Annotated in this window: 16 protein-coding genes; 6 read left to right on the forward strand and 10 right to left on the reverse strand. The window is 72.6% G+C overall.

The annotated features are described in order from the left end of the window. Positions 1 to 13 precede the first annotated feature (13 nt). The 4 genes from ACFW9O_RS20655 (at position 14) to ACFW9O_RS20670 (ending at position 5,239) form a co-directional block, all read left to right on the forward strand. The gene (locus tag ACFW9O_RS20655; RefSeq protein ID WP_384611142.1) at positions 14 to 2,023 is read left to right on the forward strand and encodes a S9 family peptidase; all 2,010 of its coding nucleotides are present in this window, start codon (positions 14 to 16) and stop codon (positions 2,021 to 2,023) included. After that, positions 2,020 to 2,964 (forward strand): LD-carboxypeptidase, encoded by a 945-nt coding sequence (locus ACFW9O_RS20660; protein WP_384611143.1) that lies wholly within the window; start codon positions 2,020 to 2,022, stop codon positions 2,962 to 2,964. Before ACFW9O_RS20655 ends, ACFW9O_RS20660 begins: the two co-directional genes overlap by 4 nt. 140 nt (positions 2,965 to 3,104) lie before the next feature. Next, positions 3,105 to 4,880, forward strand: a complete 1,776-nt coding sequence (locus tag ACFW9O_RS20665) for a CocE/NonD family hydrolase (protein ID WP_384611145.1) — start codon at positions 3,105 to 3,107, stop codon at positions 4,878 to 4,880. Positions 4,881 to 4,993: 113 nt separating this feature from the next. Further along, the gene (locus tag ACFW9O_RS20670; protein WP_384611147.1) at positions 4,994 to 5,239 is read left to right on the forward strand and encodes a DUF1049 domain-containing protein; all 246 of its coding nucleotides are present in this window, start codon (positions 4,994 to 4,996) and stop codon (positions 5,237 to 5,239) included. A gap of 11 nt (positions 5,240 to 5,250) precedes the next feature. On the opposite strand, the gene ACFW9O_RS20675 is transcribed toward ACFW9O_RS20670, so the two are convergent. Beyond that, positions 5,251 to 6,195 carry a MerR family transcriptional regulator gene (locus ACFW9O_RS20675; RefSeq protein ID WP_351171538.1) on the reverse strand — a complete coding sequence of 315 codons (945 nt, stop codon included), beginning with the start codon at positions 6,193 to 6,195 and terminating at the stop codon, positions 5,251 to 5,253. A 94-nt stretch (positions 6,196 to 6,289) separates the two neighbouring features. On the opposite strand from ACFW9O_RS20675, the gene ACFW9O_RS20680 reads away from it, so the two are divergent. After that, entirely contained in the window at positions 6,290 to 7,810 is a 1,521-nt protein-coding gene (locus tag ACFW9O_RS20680; protein WP_384611149.1) for an alpha/beta fold hydrolase, read from the forward strand. A gap of 36 nt (positions 7,811 to 7,846) precedes the next feature. Here the strand turns inward: ACFW9O_RS20680 and ACFW9O_RS20685 are convergent, their stop codons facing one another. The 4 genes from ACFW9O_RS20685 to ACFW9O_RS20700 form a co-directional block, all read right to left on the reverse strand. Beyond that, positions 7,847 to 9,028, reverse strand: coding sequence for a cytochrome P450 (locus tag ACFW9O_RS20685; RefSeq protein WP_384611151.1), 1,182 nt, complete (start codon positions 9,026 to 9,028; stop codon positions 7,847 to 7,849). Positions 9,029 to 9,209: 181 nt separating this feature from the next. After that, positions 9,210 to 9,614, reverse strand: coding sequence for a RidA family protein (locus ACFW9O_RS20690; protein ID WP_384611153.1), 405 nt, complete (start codon positions 9,612 to 9,614; stop codon positions 9,210 to 9,212). Beyond that, a complete protein-coding gene (locus tag ACFW9O_RS20695) occupies positions 9,611 to 10,738 on the reverse strand; it encodes an enolase C-terminal domain-like protein (protein WP_351179861.1) in 1,128 nt (375 codons plus the stop codon). Before ACFW9O_RS20695 ends, ACFW9O_RS20690 begins: the two co-directional genes overlap by 4 nt. Positions 10,739 to 10,770: 32 nt before the next feature. Further along, positions 10,771 to 11,580, reverse strand: coding sequence for a creatininase family protein (locus ACFW9O_RS20700; protein WP_384611154.1), 810 nt, complete (start codon positions 11,578 to 11,580; stop codon positions 10,771 to 10,773). Between the two features lie 41 nt (positions 11,581 to 11,621). Here ACFW9O_RS20700 and ACFW9O_RS20705 point away from each other — a divergent pair, with 41 nt between their 5' ends. Further along, entirely contained in the window at positions 11,622 to 12,578 is a 957-nt protein-coding gene (locus ACFW9O_RS20705) for an ROK family protein (RefSeq protein WP_384611155.1), read from the forward strand. Between the two features lie 8 nt (positions 12,579 to 12,586). Here the strand turns inward: ACFW9O_RS20705 and ACFW9O_RS20710 are convergent, their stop codons facing one another. From ACFW9O_RS20710 to ACFW9O_RS20730, 5 genes are read right to left on the reverse strand one after another with little or no spacing between them, the layout of a single operon-like run. Beyond that, complete coding sequence (locus tag ACFW9O_RS20710; protein ID WP_384611157.1) at positions 12,587 to 13,405, reverse strand: ATP-binding cassette domain-containing protein; 819 nt, start codon at positions 13,403 to 13,405, stop codon at positions 12,587 to 12,589. Continuing rightward, positions 13,402 to 14,229: an ATP-binding cassette domain-containing protein gene (locus tag ACFW9O_RS20715; RefSeq protein WP_384611159.1), complete on the reverse strand. Its 828-nt coding sequence runs from the start codon at positions 14,227 to 14,229 to the stop codon at positions 13,402 to 13,404. The genes ACFW9O_RS20710 and ACFW9O_RS20715 overlap by 4 nt, the downstream gene beginning before the upstream one ends. Beyond that, positions 14,226 to 15,131 carry an ABC transporter permease gene (locus ACFW9O_RS20720; protein WP_384611161.1) on the reverse strand — a complete coding sequence of 302 codons (906 nt, stop codon included), beginning with the start codon at positions 15,129 to 15,131 and terminating at the stop codon, positions 14,226 to 14,228. The genes ACFW9O_RS20715 and ACFW9O_RS20720 overlap by 4 nt, the downstream gene beginning before the upstream one ends. Continuing rightward, positions 15,128 to 16,108, reverse strand: coding sequence for an ABC transporter permease (locus tag ACFW9O_RS20725; RefSeq protein ID WP_384611163.1), 981 nt, complete (start codon positions 16,106 to 16,108; stop codon positions 15,128 to 15,130). The genes ACFW9O_RS20720 and ACFW9O_RS20725 overlap by 4 nt, the downstream gene beginning before the upstream one ends. Next, the gene (locus tag ACFW9O_RS20730; protein WP_384611164.1) at positions 16,108 to 17,682 is read right to left on the reverse strand and encodes an ABC transporter substrate-binding protein; all 1,575 of its coding nucleotides are present in this window, start codon (positions 17,680 to 17,682) and stop codon (positions 16,108 to 16,110) included. The genes ACFW9O_RS20725 and ACFW9O_RS20730 overlap by 1 nt, the downstream gene beginning before the upstream one ends. Positions 17,683 to 17,696 lie beyond the last annotated feature (14 nt).

Below are 17,696 nucleotides of genomic sequence, written 5' to 3' on the forward strand. Positions count from 1 at the left end.
CGGGGGAACCGACATGGTGTCCACAGCGGCGTACGGCGCGTGGCCGTCACCGATCGACGCGGCACTGGCCGCCTCGCACGACGGCCGCCCCGAGTTCGTCGGCGACGTCGGCGACGAGGTGTGGTGGACGGAACCGCGCCCGTCGGAAGGGGGCCGGCGCGCCCTCGTACGCCGCCGGGCCGACGGCACCACCGCCTCCGTCCTGCCCGCTCCGTGGAACCCCCGCAGCCGCGTCATCGAGTACGGCGGCCGGCCGTGGGCCGGGGCGGCCCGCGAGGAGGGCGGACCGCTGGTCGTCTTCGTCCACCACCCCGACCAGCGGCTGTACGCCTATGCCCCGGACGGGCCCGACGAGCCCTGGCCGCTCAGCCCCGTGTCGGACATCGGCGACGGACTGCGCTGGGTCGACCCCCAACTGCACCTCGACCGCGGTGCGCACGGCGAGGTCTGGTGCGTGCTGGAGGAATTCACCGGAGAGTCGCCCACCGACGTCCGCCGGACGATCGCCGCCGTGCCCCTGGACGGCTCGGCGGCCGACGACCGGAGCGCCGTACGGGAACTCGGCGGCGACCGGCACCGGTTCGTCACCGGGCCGAAGCTCTCCTTCGACGGACGCAGGGCTGCCTGGATCGCCTGGGACCACCCGCAGATGCCGTGGGACGGCACGGTCGTGATGGTCGCCGAGGTCACCGAGGAGGGCTCCTTCAGCGGCGTACGGCCGGTCGTCGGCGACATCGACGAGTCGGTCGTCCAGGTGGAGTGGGACCGGGACGGCTCGCTGCTCTTCGTGTCGGACGTCGGCGGCTGGTGGGAGCTCCAGCGGATCCGGCCGGACGCCGTGGAGGGCGCCGTCGTGCCCAGCAGCCGGCTCTGCTCCGGCCGGGGCGAGGAGTTCGGCGGGCCGCTGTGGAAGATCGGCCTGCAGTGGTTCCGGCTGCTGGACAGCGGGCTGATCGCCGTCATCCACGGCCGTGGCACCACCCGGCTCGGAGTGCTCGACCCGGAGACCGGTGAGCTCGTCGACGTCGCCGGGCCCTGGACCGCGTGGGCCGAAACGCTCGCCGTGCAGGACACCCGGGTCATCGGCATCGCCGCGAGCCCGCACAGCTCCTACGAGGTGGTGGAGCTGGACACCGCGACGGGCCACACCCGGACCATCGGCCCGCCCCACCAGGACGCCGTCGACCCCGCGTACTACCCCGAGCCGCAGATCCGTACCTTCACCGGACCGGGCGGCCGCGAGATCCACGCCCACATCCATCCACCGCGCCACCCCGCGGTCACCGGCCCCGGCGACGAGCTGCCGCCCTATGTGATCTGGGCGCACGGCGGCCCCACCGGACGCGACCCGGTCGCCCTCGACCTGGAGATCGCCTACTTCACCTCCCGCGGCATCGGCGTCGCCCAGGTCAACTACGGCGGTTCCACCGGCTACGGCAGGCTCTACCGCGAACGCCTCCGGGAACAGTGGGGCGTGGTCGACGTGGAGGACTGCGCCGCCGTCGCCCTGGGGCTGGCCGAGGAGGGCTCGGCCGACCGCGAACGGCTGGCCATCAGGGGCGGCAGCGCCGGCGGCTGGACCGCGGCCGCGTCCCTCACCGGAACCGACGTGTACGCCTGCGGGGCGATCATCTACCCCATCCTCGACCTGGAGGGCTGGGCGACCGGTGAGACGCACGACTTCGAGTCGCAGTACCTGGAGTCGCTCGTGGGCCCGTCGGCCGAGGTGCCCGAGCGCTACCGCGAGCGTTCACCCGTCAACCACACGGACCGGCTCACCGCTCCCTTCGTGCTGCTCCAGGGACTCGACGACCCGATCTGCCCGCCGGCGCAGTGCGAACGGTTCCTCGCCGCCCTCGAAGGCCGCGGCGTTCCCCACGCGTACATCACCTTCGAGGGCGAGAGCCACGGATTCCGCCGGGCGGACACCGTGCGCCGCGCCCTGGAGGCCGAACTCTCCCTCTACGCGCAGTCGTTCGGCATCGACCGGACCGACATCCCCCGACTGGAGCTGAAGAAGTGACCCTGCAGCCCCTCACCCGGCCGGCCAGACTGCGCCCCGGTGCCCGGGTCGCGGTCGTGGCACCCAGCGGCTCCGTGCCGGCCGAGCGCCTCGAGACGGGCCTCGACCTGTTGCGCGGCTGGGGCCTGGATCCGGTGGTCGCTCCCCATGTCCTGGATGTGCACAAGGAGTTGGACTACCTGGCCGGTACGGACGAGGACCGTGCCCGGGACCTGCAGGAGGCGTGGTGCGATCCGTCCGTCGACGCGGTGCTGTGCGCCCGCGGCGGGTACGGCGTCCACCGCATGGTCGATCTCCTCGACTGGCCCGCGATGCGGGCGGCCGGGCCCAAGGCATTCGTCGGCTACAGCGACGTCACCGTGCTGCACGAGGCGTTCGCCCTGCGGGCGGGATTCTCGACCCTGCACGGACCGATGATCGCCACCGAGGTCTTCCTCAAGGACGCGGCCACCCAGGAGTCGCTGCGCTCCACCCTGTTCGAACCCGAGTCGGTGCGCACGCTCGGGCTCGGTGCGGCGGCCGCCCTGGTCCCCGGGCGGGCCCGGGGGATCACGTACGGCGGCTGTTCGAGCCTGCTCGCGGCGGACGCGGGGACCCCGCAGGCGCGGACCTCCGCCCGGGGCGGCCTGCTCATGATCGAGGACATCACGGAGGACCCTTACCGGCTCGACGGCATCCTCACGCGGCTGTTGCGCATCGGAGCACTCGACGGCATATCCGGGGTGGCGTGCGGTTCCTGGGAGAGCTGCGGACCGTACGACCAGGTCCGGGCCGTGCTCAACGACCGGCTGGGCGGACTCGGGATACCCGTCGTCGAGGAGCTGGGCTTCGGTCACTGCGCCGCGGCGCTGACGATCCCGCTCGGTGTGCCCGCGGTGCTGGAGGCTCCGGCCGACGGCGGTCGCTGCACACTCACCACGGAGGTGCCGGCCCTGGTGTGAAGTGCCGCACCACGCCGGTCTTTCGAACATCTGTCATGAAACCGCGGTCAGGTGCGTTGACAGCGGTATGACGGGTGTCACAGCATGGGCCCGGCTCGGTACTTACCGGTCGGTAAGGTGTCCTCGGTGTGGAGGTCCACGTGTCGCGCGCTGTCCCCAGGTTCCGCAGTCCACTCACCTTCCTCGCCGGGGCGGCGCTCATCGCCCCGCTCACCCTGACCGGCGCCGGTCCCGCGTCGGCGGCATCCGAATTCACCGTGACCCCCCTGGAGTTCACCGTCAGGGCGGGCGACCGGTCCTGCACCGTGGACGCCGACCTGTACCGGCCCGCCGGTGTCGACGCGACGCACCCAGCCCCCGCGGTTCTCGCGACCAACGGCTTCGGCGGCAGCAAGTCCGACGGCTCCACCGACGCCATCGGCAGGGCCTTCGCCTCCCGCGGCTACGTCGGCCTCGTCTACTCCGGACTGGGCTTCGGCGAGTCCGGCTGCCTCATCACGCTCGACGACCCGGCCGTCGACGGAAAGGCGGCCTCCGGGCTCATCGACTTCCTCGCCGGGACACGGGCCGCCGACGACGGCACCAGGGCCGACTACGTCACGGGCGACGGTCCGGGTGACCCGCGTGTCGGCATGATCGGCGGCTCGTACGGCGGGGCCGTCCAGCTGGCCACCGCGTCGGCCGACCGCCGGGTCGACGCACTCGTTCCGCTGATCACCTGGAACGACCTGGCGTACGCACTCGCCCCCAACGCCACCGGAGCCGCCCGGGGCGTCTCCTCCGACACCCCAGGTGTCTTCAAGTGGCAGTGGACCAACGGCTTCTACCTGATGGGCGAGGCCCAGCCGCTCCTGGTCCCGAGCCTCGACCCGTCGCGCTTCGGCAACCTCACCTGCCTCCACTTCGCCCCGCAGGCGTGCGACACCATCCGGCTCCTGAACTCCGGCCGCTACCCGGCCGCCGAGACCGACGCGATGCTGGACTACGCCCGCAGCGTCTCACCGGCCTCCTACCTGCCGGGCGTCACGGCACCCACCCTGCTCGTCCAGGGCCAGGCCGACAGCCTGTTCAACCTCAACGAGGCCACCGCCACCTACCGGACGCTCGCGGCGCAGGGCACGACGACGAAGATGATCTGGCAGGCCTGGGGTCACAGCGGAGGCGAGGTGCCCGGCGAACTCGACCTCGCGGAAGGCAATCTGGAGACCAGCTACGTCGGACAGCGGATCCTCGCCTGGTTCGACCGCTACCTCCGGCACGAGGAGGACACCGACACCGGGCCCGCGTTCGCCTACTACCGCGACTGGGCGAGCGGTTACGGAGCCGCGGCCGCCGTCCCCGCCCTCTCGCGGAAGATGTACCTCTCCGGCGACGGCACCCTGGCCGGCAGCCGTGCGCAGGTCACCCGCGGCAGCCGCCAGTACACGAACTGGCTCCTGCCGACCAGTCACTCCGAGAGTTCGCTGGCCGGCCTGATCGGGCTCGACGACCCGGCCCCGTACGACACCAAGGGCACCCACCTCGGCTGGACCGGCGCCCCCCTGAGCTCGGCGTTGGATGTCGTCGGTGCGCCGAAGGCCACCCTGAAGGTCGTCTCACCGAAGACGGAGCGGGTCCAGAACAGCGGGGACGCCGCGGACAAACTGGTCCTCTTCGCGAAGCTCTACGACGTGGCGCCCGACGGCAGCAGGAAGCTGGTCAACCGTCTGGTCGCGCCGGTGCGCGTCCCGGACGTCACGCGCCCCTTCACCGTGGAGCTGCCGGGCATCGTCCACCGCTTCCTGCCGGGTCACCGGCTGCGTTTCGTGATCGCCGCGAGCGACACGGCGTACTTCGGCAACCGGGGCATCAAGCCGGTCACCGTCGTCAGCACCCCGCAGGACACCGGAGTCCTGGAGCTCCCCGTCGTCGGCTGACCGTCACCCGAACGGCCGTGCTCCACTGCCCCCGGGCCCCGCACGGAGAGATCCTGGGGTCCGGGGACCGCCGTTCCCGGTAGCGGAGCCAGGACCCAGCGAAAGGGCCGCGCATGAGCCCCAAGGACGTATCCACCGGCAGCTCGGGCGCCTTCAGCCCTGCCCGGATCGCCGTCACCGTCCTGGCGATCCTCGCGATCGTCTTCATCTGCGTCAACACCGACGAGGTCACCATTCGCGTGATCATCCCGAAGGTCACGATGCCGCTCTGGGCAGCCCTGCTGGGAATGTTCGTGGCGGGACTGCTCTGCGGTGGCTACGTGATGTACCGGCGCGGGCGGGCGGCCAGGGCCAGGTAGCACCCCGGGCCTCAGGCCGCCGCGGTGGTCTGCGCGTCGAGCGCCGCGAACAGCCAGTCGTGTGCGGACCCGGGGGTCGGCTCCGGCGGACCGCCCGGGGTGCTGATCACCTCGGTCACCAGGTCCCAGTAGCGGTCGATCCGCGGGTCGGCCGCGAGCTGTCGGGCCAGCCGGCTGCGGAAGGCGGAGGTGTCCCGGGCGCCGTACATGCTCGCGTACGCGCCCACGAAACTGTCCAGCTCCTCGCCCGCGTACGGCTCCCGGCCGCGGCGCAACTGTGTACCCGCGAGCTCGTACGCCTGGGCCAGACCGGCGTACAGCACGGCCGGCCCGTGGGCCCCCGCCGTCCTGTGCGCCTCGGGCCGGGGCTGTTCGGCGCCCGTGCACGGGCGGGTCACGAACGCGTTGAGCCGGGCGAAGGCGAGCGCCTGGGCCGGTTCCGGATCGTCGGGAGGTTCGGGGACCGCCGCCTCCAGGAAGGCGGCCGTCGCCCGGGCCGGCATCCGCGGCGGCAGCCAGGACCGCCAGAACCGGGCCAGTGGGGCCGTGCTCGGCGGGGCGGCCAGTGCGCCGATCAGGGCCAGCCGGTCGGCCCGCTCCCCGGGCGGGCACTCCTGCACCAGCTGCAGCCCCGCCTCCCGCCAGCGCAGGGCCTTGAGCTGGGAGCCGAGTTCGCGCAGTTGCCCGGCGACGGCGTCCTCCAGCACGCTGCCCGCCTCGTCCTCCTCGTCGAGGATGCGGTGCACCTCGCGCACCGGCAGACCGAGGGCACGCAGGGAGCGGACCAGGCGCAGCCGGCCGAGCGCCTCGGGGCCGTACCGGCGATGCCCCCCGGCACTGCGGGAGGCTTCCGGCAGCAGGCCGCGATCGGAGTAGAAGCGGACGGCCTTGACCGTGACGCCCGCGCGCTCGGCGAGTTCGCCGATGCTGCACAGGCCGTCGTGCGACGTGAACACTTGAACCTCCCTAAGGGGGAGCTTCTACCGTACCGGCGAGCGTGGCCCGCCGATCGTGGCGGTCCGCCGACGACGCCGCACGGAGGAGAGGCCCATGACTGTATTCATCCTGGTGTCCGGGATGTTCACCGGCCCGCACGTATGGGAGGACACGGCCGCGCAACTGGCCTCGCAGGGAGCCGGGGTACACGCTGTGGCCCTCACCGGACTCGACCGGTCCCGCGCGGCCGAGGCGGCCGGCATCGATCTGGAGACCCACATCTCGGATGTCCTCGCGGTGATCGACTCGGTCGACGCCGCGGCCGGCCGGGAGATCGTGCTGGTCGGCCACGACTACGGCATCCACCCTGCGCTGGGCGCCGCCGACAGGCGGTCGGAGCTGATCGACCGGATCGTCTACCTGGACTCCGGAATGCCGCAGGACGGGGTTCCCGCCCTGGCCGCGGTTCCCGACCAGTCGCTGCGCGAGGAGCTGGCCGGGCAGACCGGTGCCGACGGGACCCAGCGGGAGCTGCCCTCGCCCGCCCGCGACGAGTGGCAGCGCTGGGGCAGCACCGCGGGCATTCCCGACGCGGCGCTCGACCGGCTCACCGCCCTGGCGGCGCCGCAGCCGCTGCGCACCCTCCTCCAGCCGCTGCGGCTCACCGGTGCGGTGGCCTCGCTGCCCCTCACCGGGGTGCTGTGCAACAAGAACGGTGCGAGCATCGAACTGGTCCAGATGCGGGTGGGCTTCGGTGACCCCGCCCTCCAGGTGCTGACCGAACCCCGGGTGACGTTCTTCGAACTCCCCACCGGCCACTGGCCGATGCTCTCCCTCCCGGCTGAGCTCGCGGACGTCCTGATGCGGGCCGCCGCGGGCGGGGGGCACCGGCTGGTGCCTCCGGGCTCCGCCGAGCAGCCCGCGCACCTGCGGCCGTTCCTGCTGGACGTGCCGGACATCCCTCGTGAACGGACCGGGAACGTCGACCTCTACCTGCCCGACGCCGAGGACCCGCGGCCGGCCGTGGTGTTCGTGCACGGCGGACCGGTGCCCGCCGAGGCCAGGCCGACCCCGCGTGACTGGCCGGGACTCATCGGGTACGCCCGGTACGCGGCCGGGCAGGGGGTGGTGGGCGTGACCCTCGACCACCGCCTGCACGACCTGGCCGACTACGAGCGCGCCGCCGCGGACGTGGCGGCCGCGGTGGAGCTGGTCCGGGCCGATCCGCGGGTGGACGCGGACCGGGTCGCCCTGTGGTTCCTCTCGGGCGGCGGCCTGATCGCGGCGGACTGGCTGCGCCGGCCTCCGGCGTGGCTGCGCTGCCTGGCGGCCAGCTACCCGATTCTGGCGCCGCTGCCGAACTGGGGTCTGCTCGACAGCCGGTTCCACCCGGTGAACGCGGTGGCGGACGCGGGCACCCTTCCCGTCGTGGTCACGAGGGTGGGGCGTGAGATGCCCGAGATCGCCGCCACCGTCGAGGAGTTCCTGACCGCGTCCACGGGCTGCGGGGCGAACGTCGAGGTCGTCGACGTACCGAACGGCCGCCACTCCTTCGATACCGTCGACCCGACGGAGGAGTCGCGCGAAGCCGTACACCGCGCAATGCGCTCGGTGCTGACCCACCTGGCGGCCTGAACCGCATCTGTGAGCCCGGCGTGGTCCGGGCGCGAGTCACCGGGTCGAGACCGGAAGCGAGACCAGCCCGCGAACGAGTCGGGTCCGACGCCAACTCAACTGCCGCGGAGGTACGGCCAGACGCAGACGGGGAAAACGCGTCAGGACAGCGCGCAGGACGATCTCCGCCTCGGCCTTCGCCAGGGGAGCTCCGACGCAGCGGTGGATTCCGTGGCCGAAGGCGAGGTGCCCCGCGGCATCCCGGTCGGGGTCGAGCCGGTTCGGTACCGGAAACCTCGCCGGGTCGCGGTTGGCGGCCCCGAGGGCGATCAGCACCGGGACACCGGCGGGGACGGCGGTGTCCCCGAGCGTGACGGGTTCCGTGGTGAAGCGGAACGTGGACGTGCTGACGGGGGAGTTGAAGCGAAGGAGCTCCTCCAGTGCGGCCGGAATGCTCCCCGGGTCCCGGCGCAGCCGTTCGCGCTCGGCGGGGTGCCGGAGGAGGGCCAGGGCGGCGTTCCCGAGGAAGGCGGTGGTCGTCTCGTGTCCTGCGACGAGCAGCAGCACCGCCAGGGAGACCAGCTCCTCCTCGCTGAGACGATCGTCGCCGTCGCGCGCCGCGACGAGGCGGTCGAGGAGCGAACTGCCCGGTCGGAGACGCTTGGACGCGATGAGGCCGGTCATGTAGTCGGCCACGGCGTGCGAAGCATCGTCGACGCGGTCCGGCCGGCCGGCGGCGAACAGGTCGGCGGACCACCGCTGGACCGCGGGCCGGTCGCCCTCCGGCACACCGAGCAGCTCGCAGATCACGATGACCGGCAGGGGCACGGCGAGTTCGCTGACGAAGTCGACCTGCCCGCCCACCGGCCACCGGTCCAGGAGCTCCTCGGTCAGTCCGGCGATGAAGGGGCGCAGACCGGCGACGGCGCCGGTCGTGAACGCACCGGTCACCAGCTTCCGCAGCCGGGTGTGCTCGGGCGGATCGGTGGCCAGCATGCTGTGTGCGACCGCGGGGTGCAGGTGGCGCTGCGACCCCTTGCCCGCGAAGAAGGCCGCCGTGTCCTTCGAAAGGCGGTCGTCGCCGAGCGCCTGCCGGGCTTCCGCGTACCCCGTGACCAGGTAGCTGCCGCGCCCGCTCGATCCGACGGGCACCGCCTGCACCGGGCACGTGGAGCGCATGGCCGCGAACGCCGGGTACGGGTCGGGGTGGAAGCGGGGGTCTTCGGTCGGGTCGTCCATGCTGTCAGGCTCCCACCGTGATCCTCCTCTCCGCTCACGGGGACCGCGGTCCGTTCCGGCCGGTGCGCCGACGGCCACGTGAAGCGGATGCGGACGGCGGCCCGCGTCCACTGCGCAGTGGACGCAGGCCGCCGTCCGCGGCGCGCACCGTTCGCGTACCCGCGTGTGCGGGGAGCGCGGATCAGATGGTCCGGCGCAGCGCCACCACGTCGATCTCCACCAGGATGCCCATCAGCTCGGAGCCGACCGTGGTGCGCACCGGCCGTGGGTCGGCGAAGTGCTCCCGGTAGACCTCGTCGAACCCGGCGAAGTCGCGGTGCACGTCCTGGAGATGGACCGTCGCCTTCACCACGTCGTCGAGCGTGAGCCCGTCCGCCGCGAGGAGCGCGCTCAGGTTCGCGAGCACCTGGTGGGTCTGCTCCTCGATCGTCTCGCCCAGTTCGCCCGTGACCGGGTCCTGCGGGCCGAAGCCCGAGGTGAACAGGTACGGGCCCGCTGCGATGCCCTGGCTGTAGCCACCGATCGGGGCGGGCGCCGTGGCGGTCGTGACGGCGTGGCGCCCGGAACGGGAGTTGTCGCTGGTCACTTGGTGAGGTCTCCTTCGCGCGCGTTCACCCCGGCGTAGTGGCGGAGCTTGTCCTCGTCGACGGTGACGCCGAGGCCCGGACCGTCCGGCACCCGCAGGCTGCCGTCGGTCAGCGTGAGCGGCTCGATGATGTCGTCCGCGTGCAGGTAGTACATGGAGTCGATGGCGCGCGACAGCACCGGGGTGCTGGCGACCACCGCGAGGTGGGCGGCCGTCGCGATGCCCAGCTCACCGCCGCTGTGCAGGTTCATGCCGAGGCCGAACGTCTCGCAGTGCGCGGCCAGCGCCTTCGTCGCGGCGATGCCGCCCCACTTGTAGACGTCGCCGTGGATCACGTCGACCGCGTTGAGGCGCATCGCGGGAGCGAAGTCCTCGAAGCGGACCACGCACATGTTGGTGCACAGCGGGATGCGCACCTTCTGGCGGACCTGGCTCATCCCCTCGATCCCCACACACGGGTCCTCCAGGTACTCGAGGTCCAGCTCCTCCAGCGCGATCCCGGCGCGTATCGAGTCGGGCACCGACCATGCGGCGTTCGGGTCGACGCGCAGACTGACCTCGGGCAGGGCTGTGCGCAGCGCCCGCAGGATCGCGACGTCGCCCTGAACGTCCTTGGTGCCCTTGAGCTTCACGGCTGTGAAGCCACCCTCGGCCACCACGCGCCCGGTGTGCTCGGCGAGAGCGCGTGGCAGGTCGCCCGCGTCGGCACCGGGTGCGTCGGCGCGGGTGATCAGCGCGGTCAGGGGCACCTCGTCGCGCACCGGGCCGCCCAGCAGATCGGTCACCGACTGCCCGGTGGCCTTGCCCATGGCGTCCCAGCAGGCCACGTCGATCGCGGCCAGGGCCGCGTAGCCCAGGTAGCCGTAGAAGAACGGCACCATGTGATGGCGGCGGTGGAAGGCTTCCAGGGCGAACGGGCTCGTGCCGATCAGGTCCTCGGCGAGGTCGCGGACGATCGCGGCGACGGGGCGGCCCCACATCGTCTCGCCCCAGCCCTCCACACCGGAGTCCGTCCTGATGCGCACCACGGTGCGCGTCTCCCCGGTTTTGGTCTCGAACGAGCTGGTGAACGGGTTGACCAGCGGCAGATTGACGACGTGGACGTCGACCTCGGTGATCTTCATGAGCGGTTCCTTACGTGTGAGGTGGTGGAGGGTCACGCGAGGGGGCGCGACGCGGCGTCGAAGGCCAGCACCGCGCGGGCCAGGCCGCGGGCGCGCCGGTCGAGCAGGCGCTCGCCGTGCGCGGCGTCGGCGCCGGCCGCGTCGTCGGTGGCGCCGCCCACCCGCTCCCACTCGCCGTGCCGCTCCACGGTCAGACCGGGGTAGGGCGGCTTGTCGAACAGTGGCGGCGGCTCGACCGGCTCGTGCCGGGCGCGCCCGGCACGTACGAGCTCCGGCCGTGCGGCGAGCATCAGCGACGTCTCGAACCAGCCGGCGTGCCCGGGCACCAGCTCGGCGTGCCTCTCGTCCTGCGCGTCGGCGTCAGCCTCGGGCTCGCCGGTGTCGGTGAGCGTCCAGTACGAGCAGGCAGCCGCTGTCACGTCCGCGCGCAGCGCGAACCGTTTGACCGCGAGCCGCATGATCTCGTCGTTGCCGCCGTGGCCGTTGACGACGAGCACCCGCCGGTAGCCGCAGGAGGCCAGCGAGTCGAGGAGCTCGTCGAGGACCAGGCCGAGCACCGGCGCGGACAGGGTCAGCGCCGCCGCGAACAGATGGTGCGGGCTGTGGCCGTACGGCAGCGTCGGCAGCCTCACGAGTTCCGGCACGTCCACGCCGCCGGCGGCCCGCTCGTCGAGCAGGGCCAGGGCACGGGAGACCACGGCGTCGGCGAGCATCGTGTCCGTGCCCATCGGCAGGTGCTCGGCGTGCTGCTCCTGCGAACCGATCGGCAGGACGGCGATCGCGCCGGGAGCCGCGTCCCGCGTCTCGCGCCAGGTGGCCTCGGTCAGATTGCGGTGGGTCATGCCGCTGTCTCCCCGGTTCGGGGGCATGACAGAGTCGGCGCATGGCGCATGAACGTATTCCTTTGCGGTTGGTGCCCGATCCGGGGCCGGACGAGCCGGCCGGGCGGGACGTCGGTGTGCTGGGCGCCGTCGAGGTGCTGCCCGGACTGGTGCGTGCCGCGCTGCTCACCCGTGCCGGAGCGGTGCGCGAGCGTACGCAGGCCCGCTTCGACGCGCGCAGCGCCGACCCGGCCGTCGTCGACGCGGCGCTGCGGGAGGCGGCGGGGGTGTTCGCGGGGCAGCCCCTGCTCGGCGTCGGCGTGGCCGCCGCCGGTGTGGTGGATCCCGCGGCGGGCCTGATCATCGAGGCGAACGACGCCCCGGCGCTGCGCGGCTACCCGCTGGCCGACCGGCTCGCGGGGCTCACGGGCGCGCCGGTGCGGATCGAGCACCGGGCACACGTGCAGGTGCTCGGCGACCGCTGGTTCGGTGCCGGGCGGGGCCGCCGTTCGTTCGCCTCCGTCGCGACCGGTGAGGTCCTCGGCGTCGGCATCCTCTACGCGGGGGAGGTGCTCGCCCCGGCCGGCGGACGCAGCGGCGCCCATATGACGGTCACCGCGAGCGGCGAGATCTGCACCTGCGGACGGAGGGGCTGCTGGAAGACCGTGGCGACGACCCGCTGGCTCCGCGAGCGCGCCGCCGAGCACGGGCTCGCTCCCGAGGCGGCCACACTGGCGGCGCTGACGGCGTCCGCCGCCCCGGCCGCCGGTGATCTCGTCGCGCGGTACGCGGAGAACCTGGTGCTCGGCCTCGCCACCGTCCAGCAGCTTTTCGCCTGCGGCCTGTTCGTGCTGCACGGCGAGGCCCTCGACGGTGGTGAACGGTTCCGGGCCATGGTTGAGTCCCGGCTGCGCGCCGATGTCCTCGGTGGTGGCGAGGCCCCCACCGTGGTCCTCGGCGAGGCCGCGGACACCGGTGCGCTGCTCGGGGCGGCGGGCCTGGTCCTGTCGGGGGTCTAGGCCGGGATTCATGCCGGGACACCCCGCAGGGTCCGGCGGCCGGGGTCGGGTACCGGCACGGCGTCCAGGAGCCGCCGGGTATAGGCGTCCTCGGGGGCGGTGAACACCTGGTCGGCGGTGCCGGACTCGACGATGCGGCCCTGCCGCATCACGGCCACCCGGTCGGCGATCTGACGGACGACGGCCAGGTTGTGCGAGATGAAGAAATAGGTCAGGCCGAGGCGACTTTGGAGTTCGGCGAGGAGGTCGAGGACGCGGGCCTGCACGGACACGTCGAGCGCGCTCGTCGGCTCGTCGAGCACGACCAGGCGCGGCTCCAGGGCCAGTGCCCGCGCGATGGAGATGCGCTGGCGCTGCCCGCCGGAGAACTCGTGCGGATACCGGTCCAGGATGCTCGCGTCCAGACCGACGGAGTCGAGGAGCTCGCCGGCCCGGTCGCGCACCTTGGCCCTGCCGCGCCGTCCGCGCGCCCATTCCTCGTGGGTGACGAGCGGCTCCCCGACGATGTCGGCGATCCGCAGCCGCGGATTCATGCTGGAGTACGGGTCCTGGAGCACGACCTGCATCTGCCGGCGCAGCGGCCGCAGCGCGGAGCCCTTCAGCGCCAGCAGGTCCGTGCCGTCGAACCGTACGCTGCCCGCCGTGGGTTCGAGCAGCCGCAGCAACAGCCGGGTCAGCGTCGTCTTGCCGCAGCCCGACTCGCCGACCAGGGCGAAGGTCTCGCCCTCCCGGACGGTGAGGGAGACGTCGTCGACGGCGACGCTCGGCGGGCGGCCGGGGAACTCCTTGCGCAGGCCGTCGATCTCCAGCAGTGGGTTCGTGGTCATGCGACGGGCTCCAGTCGGGGAGTGGCGGCCAGCAGATCGCGTGTGTACGAGGCGGTGGGGCGTGCGAAGACCTGTTCCACGTCCCCGGTCTCCACCACCTCGCCGTGCCGCATGACGACGACGCGGTCGGCGGTCTCGGCGACGACACCCAGGTCATGGGTGATCAGCAGGACGGCCATGCCGTGGCGTTGCTGGAGCCGTACGAGCAGTTCGAGGATCTGCCGTTGCACGGTCACGTCGAGCGCGGTGGTGGGCTCGTCGGCGATGAGGACGCGGGGCCGTGCCACGAGTGCGGAGGCGATCATGACGCGCTGGCGCAGACCGCCGGACAGCTCGTGCGGGTACTGGCGGTAGCGCCGTTCCGGGTCGGGGATGCCGACCTCGTCCAGAGCGGTCAGCGCCGCCCGGCGGGCCTCGGCGCGGGTGTGGTCCCCGTGCAGCCGCAGGACCTCGGCGACCTGCTCGCCCACCCGCTGCAACGGGTCGAGGCTGGTCATCGGGTCCTGGAAGACCATGGATATCTGGGCGCCGCGAACCTTGCGCAACTCCTTCTCGCGCAGGGCGAGTACGTCCTTCCCGTCGAGCAGCACGTGGCCGCCCGCGTACACGCACGGGGGTTCGGGATTGAGGCGCAGCGCGGACAGGGCGGTGGCCGACTTGCCGCTGCCGGACTCGCCGACGACGGCGAGGGTCTCGCCGGCGGTCACCGAGAGGTTCACCCCGCGTACCGCGTGCACGGTCGAGGAGGCGAGCGCGAAGTCGACACGCAGGTCGCGGAATTCGAGGACGGGCGTGGACGGTGTGGTCTGTGCGGAGTCGGTCATTGGCGGTACGCCTTCGGGTCCGCGACGTCGCGCAGCGCGTCGCCCAGGATGTTGATGGACAGCGAGGTGAGCATGAGCGCGATGCCGGGGAAGACGGCGATCCACCAGGAGGTGCCGAGGTAGAGCTGCCCGTCGGAGAGCATGCCGCCCCAGGTCACCGTCTCCTTCGGAACGCCGAGGCCCAGGTAGCTCAGCGACGCCTCGGCGACGATGGCCGACGCGATGTGCAGGGTGCCGATGGTGGCCAGGGGGGCCATGACGTTGGGCAGCAGGTGCCGCCGCATGATCGCCAGGTCGCCGACGCCGATCGCGCGGGCCTCGGTGACGAAGTCGCGGGTGCGCAGCGACAGCACTTCGGACCGCACCACGCGGGCGTACGACACCCAGCCGGTGATGCCGATCACGAGGATCACGTAACCGAGTCCCGAGCCGACGAAGCCGACCACGGCGAGTGCCAACAGGATGGCGGGGAAGGCGAGTTGGACGTCCGCGACACGCATCACGACACGGTCGGTCCACCCGCCGAGATAGCCGGAGGCGAGGCCCGCGACGGTACCGATGACCCCGGCCAGCAGCGCGGCGCCGGCGCCGACGAGCAGGGAGACCCGGGTGCCGTACACGACGCGCGAGAGCAGGTCGCGGCCGAGCTGGTCGGTGCCGAGGAGATGGTCCGTGCTGCCGCCGGACTGCCAGGCGGGGGGCCGGAGCCGGGCGAGGAGGTTCTGGGCGCCCGGGTCGGCGGGAGCGATGAGAGGGGCGAACAGCGCGCACACGACGACCAGCAGGAGGAGGACGAGCGCGATCGCGGCGAGCCGGTTGCGCAGCAGCGAGCGCAGGACGGAGGGCCGGGTCGAGGCGGGGGCGGTGGCGGCAAGGGTGGCCGCGGGGGCGGTGGTGGTCATCGGGAGTTCCTCACCCTCGGGTCGAGGAGGCCGTAGGACAGGTCCACGAGCAGGTTCACCACGACGAACGTGGCGGCGAACAGCAGCACGGCGCCCTGTACCAGGGGGAAGTCGCGGTTGGCGATGGCCTGCACGGTCAGCTGGCCGACACCCGGCCAGGAGAAGACCTGCTCGGTGAGGATCGCGCCGCCGAGCAGGCTGCCGACCTCCAGGCCGACGACCGTCACCACGGGCAGCGACGCGTTGCGCAGGCCGTGCCGCAGCACGGTGCGCACCGGTCCGAGGCCCCGGGCGCGGGCCGTGCGGATGTGGTCGGAGCCGAGCACGTCGATCAGCGAGGAGCGCAGCAGCCGCGCGACGACGGCGACCGAGTAGACGGCCAGGGTGATCGACGGCAGGACGAGATGGGAGAAGGTGCCGTACCCGGAGGCGGGCAGGGCGTGCAGGCCGACCGCGAACACGAGGATGAGCAGGATGCCCACCCAGAAGGCGGGTGTCGACTGGCCGACCAGGACGGCCGTGATGACACCGCGGTCGGCGGCCTTGCCGCGGCGCATCGCCGCGATCGTGCCGGCGGGCAGCGCGATCACCAGCGTCACCACGAGGGCGCCCGCCGCGAGCAGCAGGGTCGCCGGGATGCGGTCGGCGAGTACCGCGCGGACCGGCTGGTTGTAGAAGAGGGAGTTGCCGAAGTCGAAGCGCGGCAGACCCCACAGGTAGTCGAGATACTGCGTGACGAGCGGCCGGTCCAGGCCCAGGCTGTGCCGCAGCACGCTCTCCTGCTGGGCGGTGGCGTCCGGCGGCAGCATCACCTTCACCGGGTCGCCGGACAGCCGCACAAGGAAGAACGCGACGGTGGCGGTGCACAGCAGGACCAGCAGCGCGGTGCCCAGGCGGGCGGCGGCAGGCCGCAGCACGGCCCAGGCACGGCTGTGGCCGGCCACGGGAGCGGAGGGTGCGGTCAGGGTCCGGCTCATCACACGGCCACCTTCGCGCTCGCCATGGCCAGTACCCCGGCGGCGCCGGGCGTCCAGCTCGGCCGGGTGTTGTGCACGTAGATGTTGTCGATCTGGTAGAGCGGCACGAACGGCGCCTCGTCCTTGATCAGTTGCTGCAGGTCGGAGAAGGCGCGGCGGCGCACGGCCGGATCCACGGACAACTCCTCGCGGTCCACGAGCAGGTCGGCACGCTTGTGGTGCCAGCGGCTCTGCCGGCGGTCGCTGCGCACGTTCGACTGGAGCATCGACGAGCCGTCCATGGTCCAGACGGTGGACGCGGCCAGGTAGATCGGGCCGAGCGCGCCGTGGTTGGTGGAGGTCAGGCGCTGGGAGTACGTGCCCGGGTCGAGCAGGTTCACCTCGGCGCGGATGCCGGCGCGGGCCAGCAGGCCCGAGATCGCCTCGGCGACGTTCGCGTCCAGGTTGGACGCGGTGATCGAGGTGCTGATGCCGTCGGGATGCCCGGCCTCGGCCAGCAGCGCGCGGGCCTTGGCGAGGGAGCGCTCGAAGGGTTTCACGGACTCGTCGAAACCGAACGCGCCGCGCGGGATCATCGCCGGGACCTCGGTGGCGTTGCCACCGAGCACCGCCTTGATGAGCAGGGGTACGTCGACGGCGTGGTTGAGCGCCTGGCGGACGCGTCGGTCGCGCAGCGGTCCTTCGGTGAGGGTGTCGAGCGACAGGTACGAGGTGCGGATGCCGGTGTGGTGGTCGATCCGCACGCCGGGGTATCCGGCCAGCTGCTCGGCGGCGTCCGGGGTCATTCCCGCCACGATGTCGACGCCGCCGCTCTGCAGGGCGGCCAGCGCGGACGACGAGTTGGGGGCGGGCACGAAGACCAGCTCGTCGACGTGGGGGCGGCCCTGCCAGTGCTTGTCGTAGGCGGCGAGGCGCAGTTCGTGGTCGCGCTGCCAACGCCGGAACGTGAACGGTCCGGTGCCCACCGGGTGCGCGGCGAAGCCCTCGTCGCCGACCTCGGCCAGGTAACGCGGGGGCACCACGACGCCGCCGAACAGCGACAGCTTCGCGGGCAGGATCGGGTCGTGCACCGAGGTGTGCACGTCCACCGTGTACCGGTCGACCACGCTGACGTCCGACACGTAACGCAGCTCCACGATGGGCGACTTCGTGGCGGGGGCGAGCAGCCGCTCGATGCTGAACCGGACGGCCTCGGCGTCGCACGGCTCACCGTTGTGGAAGGTGACGCCGCGCCGCAGCTCGAACCGCCACACCGTCGGCTCGACCGCCTTCCAGGACAGGGCGATCCGTGGCTGGAGGGTGTTGTCGCGGGCTCTCGTGGTGAGTGTGTCGAAGATGTTGATCAGGGCGTTCATCGACGTCATGTCGCCCTGCTTGTGCGGGTCCATCGTCTTGGGGTCCCCGGTCTGGGAGACCCGCAGCACGTTGCCCGCGGACGCCGCCGAGGGTGCGCCGCACCCGCTCAACAGGACCGGGGCCGCGAGGGCGGGCACCGCGAGACCGCTCAGGCGCAGCGCCGAACGGCGGGAGCAGCCGACGTGCGGGCCGCCTCCCCCTTCACGTATTCGTTCCATTGGGCAACACACTC

Source organism: Streptomyces sp. NPDC059499 (assembly GCF_042749285.1).
Lineage (GTDB): Bacteria > Actinomycetota > Actinomycetes > Streptomycetales > Streptomycetaceae > Streptomyces.

What these genes read in the sequence shown, in the direction of transcription:
- ACFW9O_RS20655 (WP_384611142.1), top strand. Translation starts at nt 14, where the DNA reads ATGGTGTCCACAGCGGCGTACGGCGCGTGGCCGTCACCGATCGACGCG.
- ACFW9O_RS20670 (WP_384611147.1), top strand. Translation starts at nt 4,994, where the DNA reads ATGAGCCCCAAGGACGTATCCACCGGCAGCTCGGGCGCCTTCAGCCCT.
- ACFW9O_RS20680 (WP_384611149.1), top strand. Translation starts at nt 6,290, where the DNA reads ATGACTGTATTCATCCTGGTGTCCGGGATGTTCACCGGCCCGCACGTA.
- ACFW9O_RS20685 (WP_384611151.1), bottom strand. Translation starts at nt 9,028, where the DNA reads ATGGACGACCCGACCGAAGACCCCCGCTTCCACCCCGACCCGTACCCG.
- ACFW9O_RS20695 (WP_351179861.1), bottom strand. Translation starts at nt 10,738, where the DNA reads ATGAAGATCACCGAGGTCGACGTCCACGTCGTCAATCTGCCGCTGGTC.
- ACFW9O_RS20700 (WP_384611154.1), bottom strand. Translation starts at nt 11,580, where the DNA reads ATGACCCACCGCAATCTGACCGAGGCCACCTGGCGCGAGACGCGGGAC.
- ACFW9O_RS20705 (WP_384611155.1), top strand. Translation starts at nt 11,622, where the DNA reads ATGGCGCATGAACGTATTCCTTTGCGGTTGGTGCCCGATCCGGGGCCG.
- ACFW9O_RS20710 (WP_384611157.1), bottom strand. Translation starts at nt 13,405, where the DNA reads ATGACCACGAACCCACTGCTGGAGATCGACGGCCTGCGCAAGGAGTTC.
- ACFW9O_RS20715 (WP_384611159.1), bottom strand. Translation starts at nt 14,229, where the DNA reads ATGACCGACTCCGCACAGACCACACCGTCCACGCCCGTCCTCGAATTC.
- ACFW9O_RS20720 (WP_384611161.1), bottom strand. Translation starts at nt 15,131, where the DNA reads ATGACCACCACCGCCCCCGCGGCCACCCTTGCCGCCACCGCCCCCGCC.
- ACFW9O_RS20725 (WP_384611163.1), bottom strand. Translation starts at nt 16,108, where the DNA reads ATGAGCCGGACCCTGACCGCACCCTCCGCTCCCGTGGCCGGCCACAGC.
- ACFW9O_RS20730 (WP_384611164.1), bottom strand. Translation starts at nt 17,682, where the DNA reads ATGGAACGAATACGTGAAGGGGGAGGCGGCCCGCACGTCGGCTGCTCC.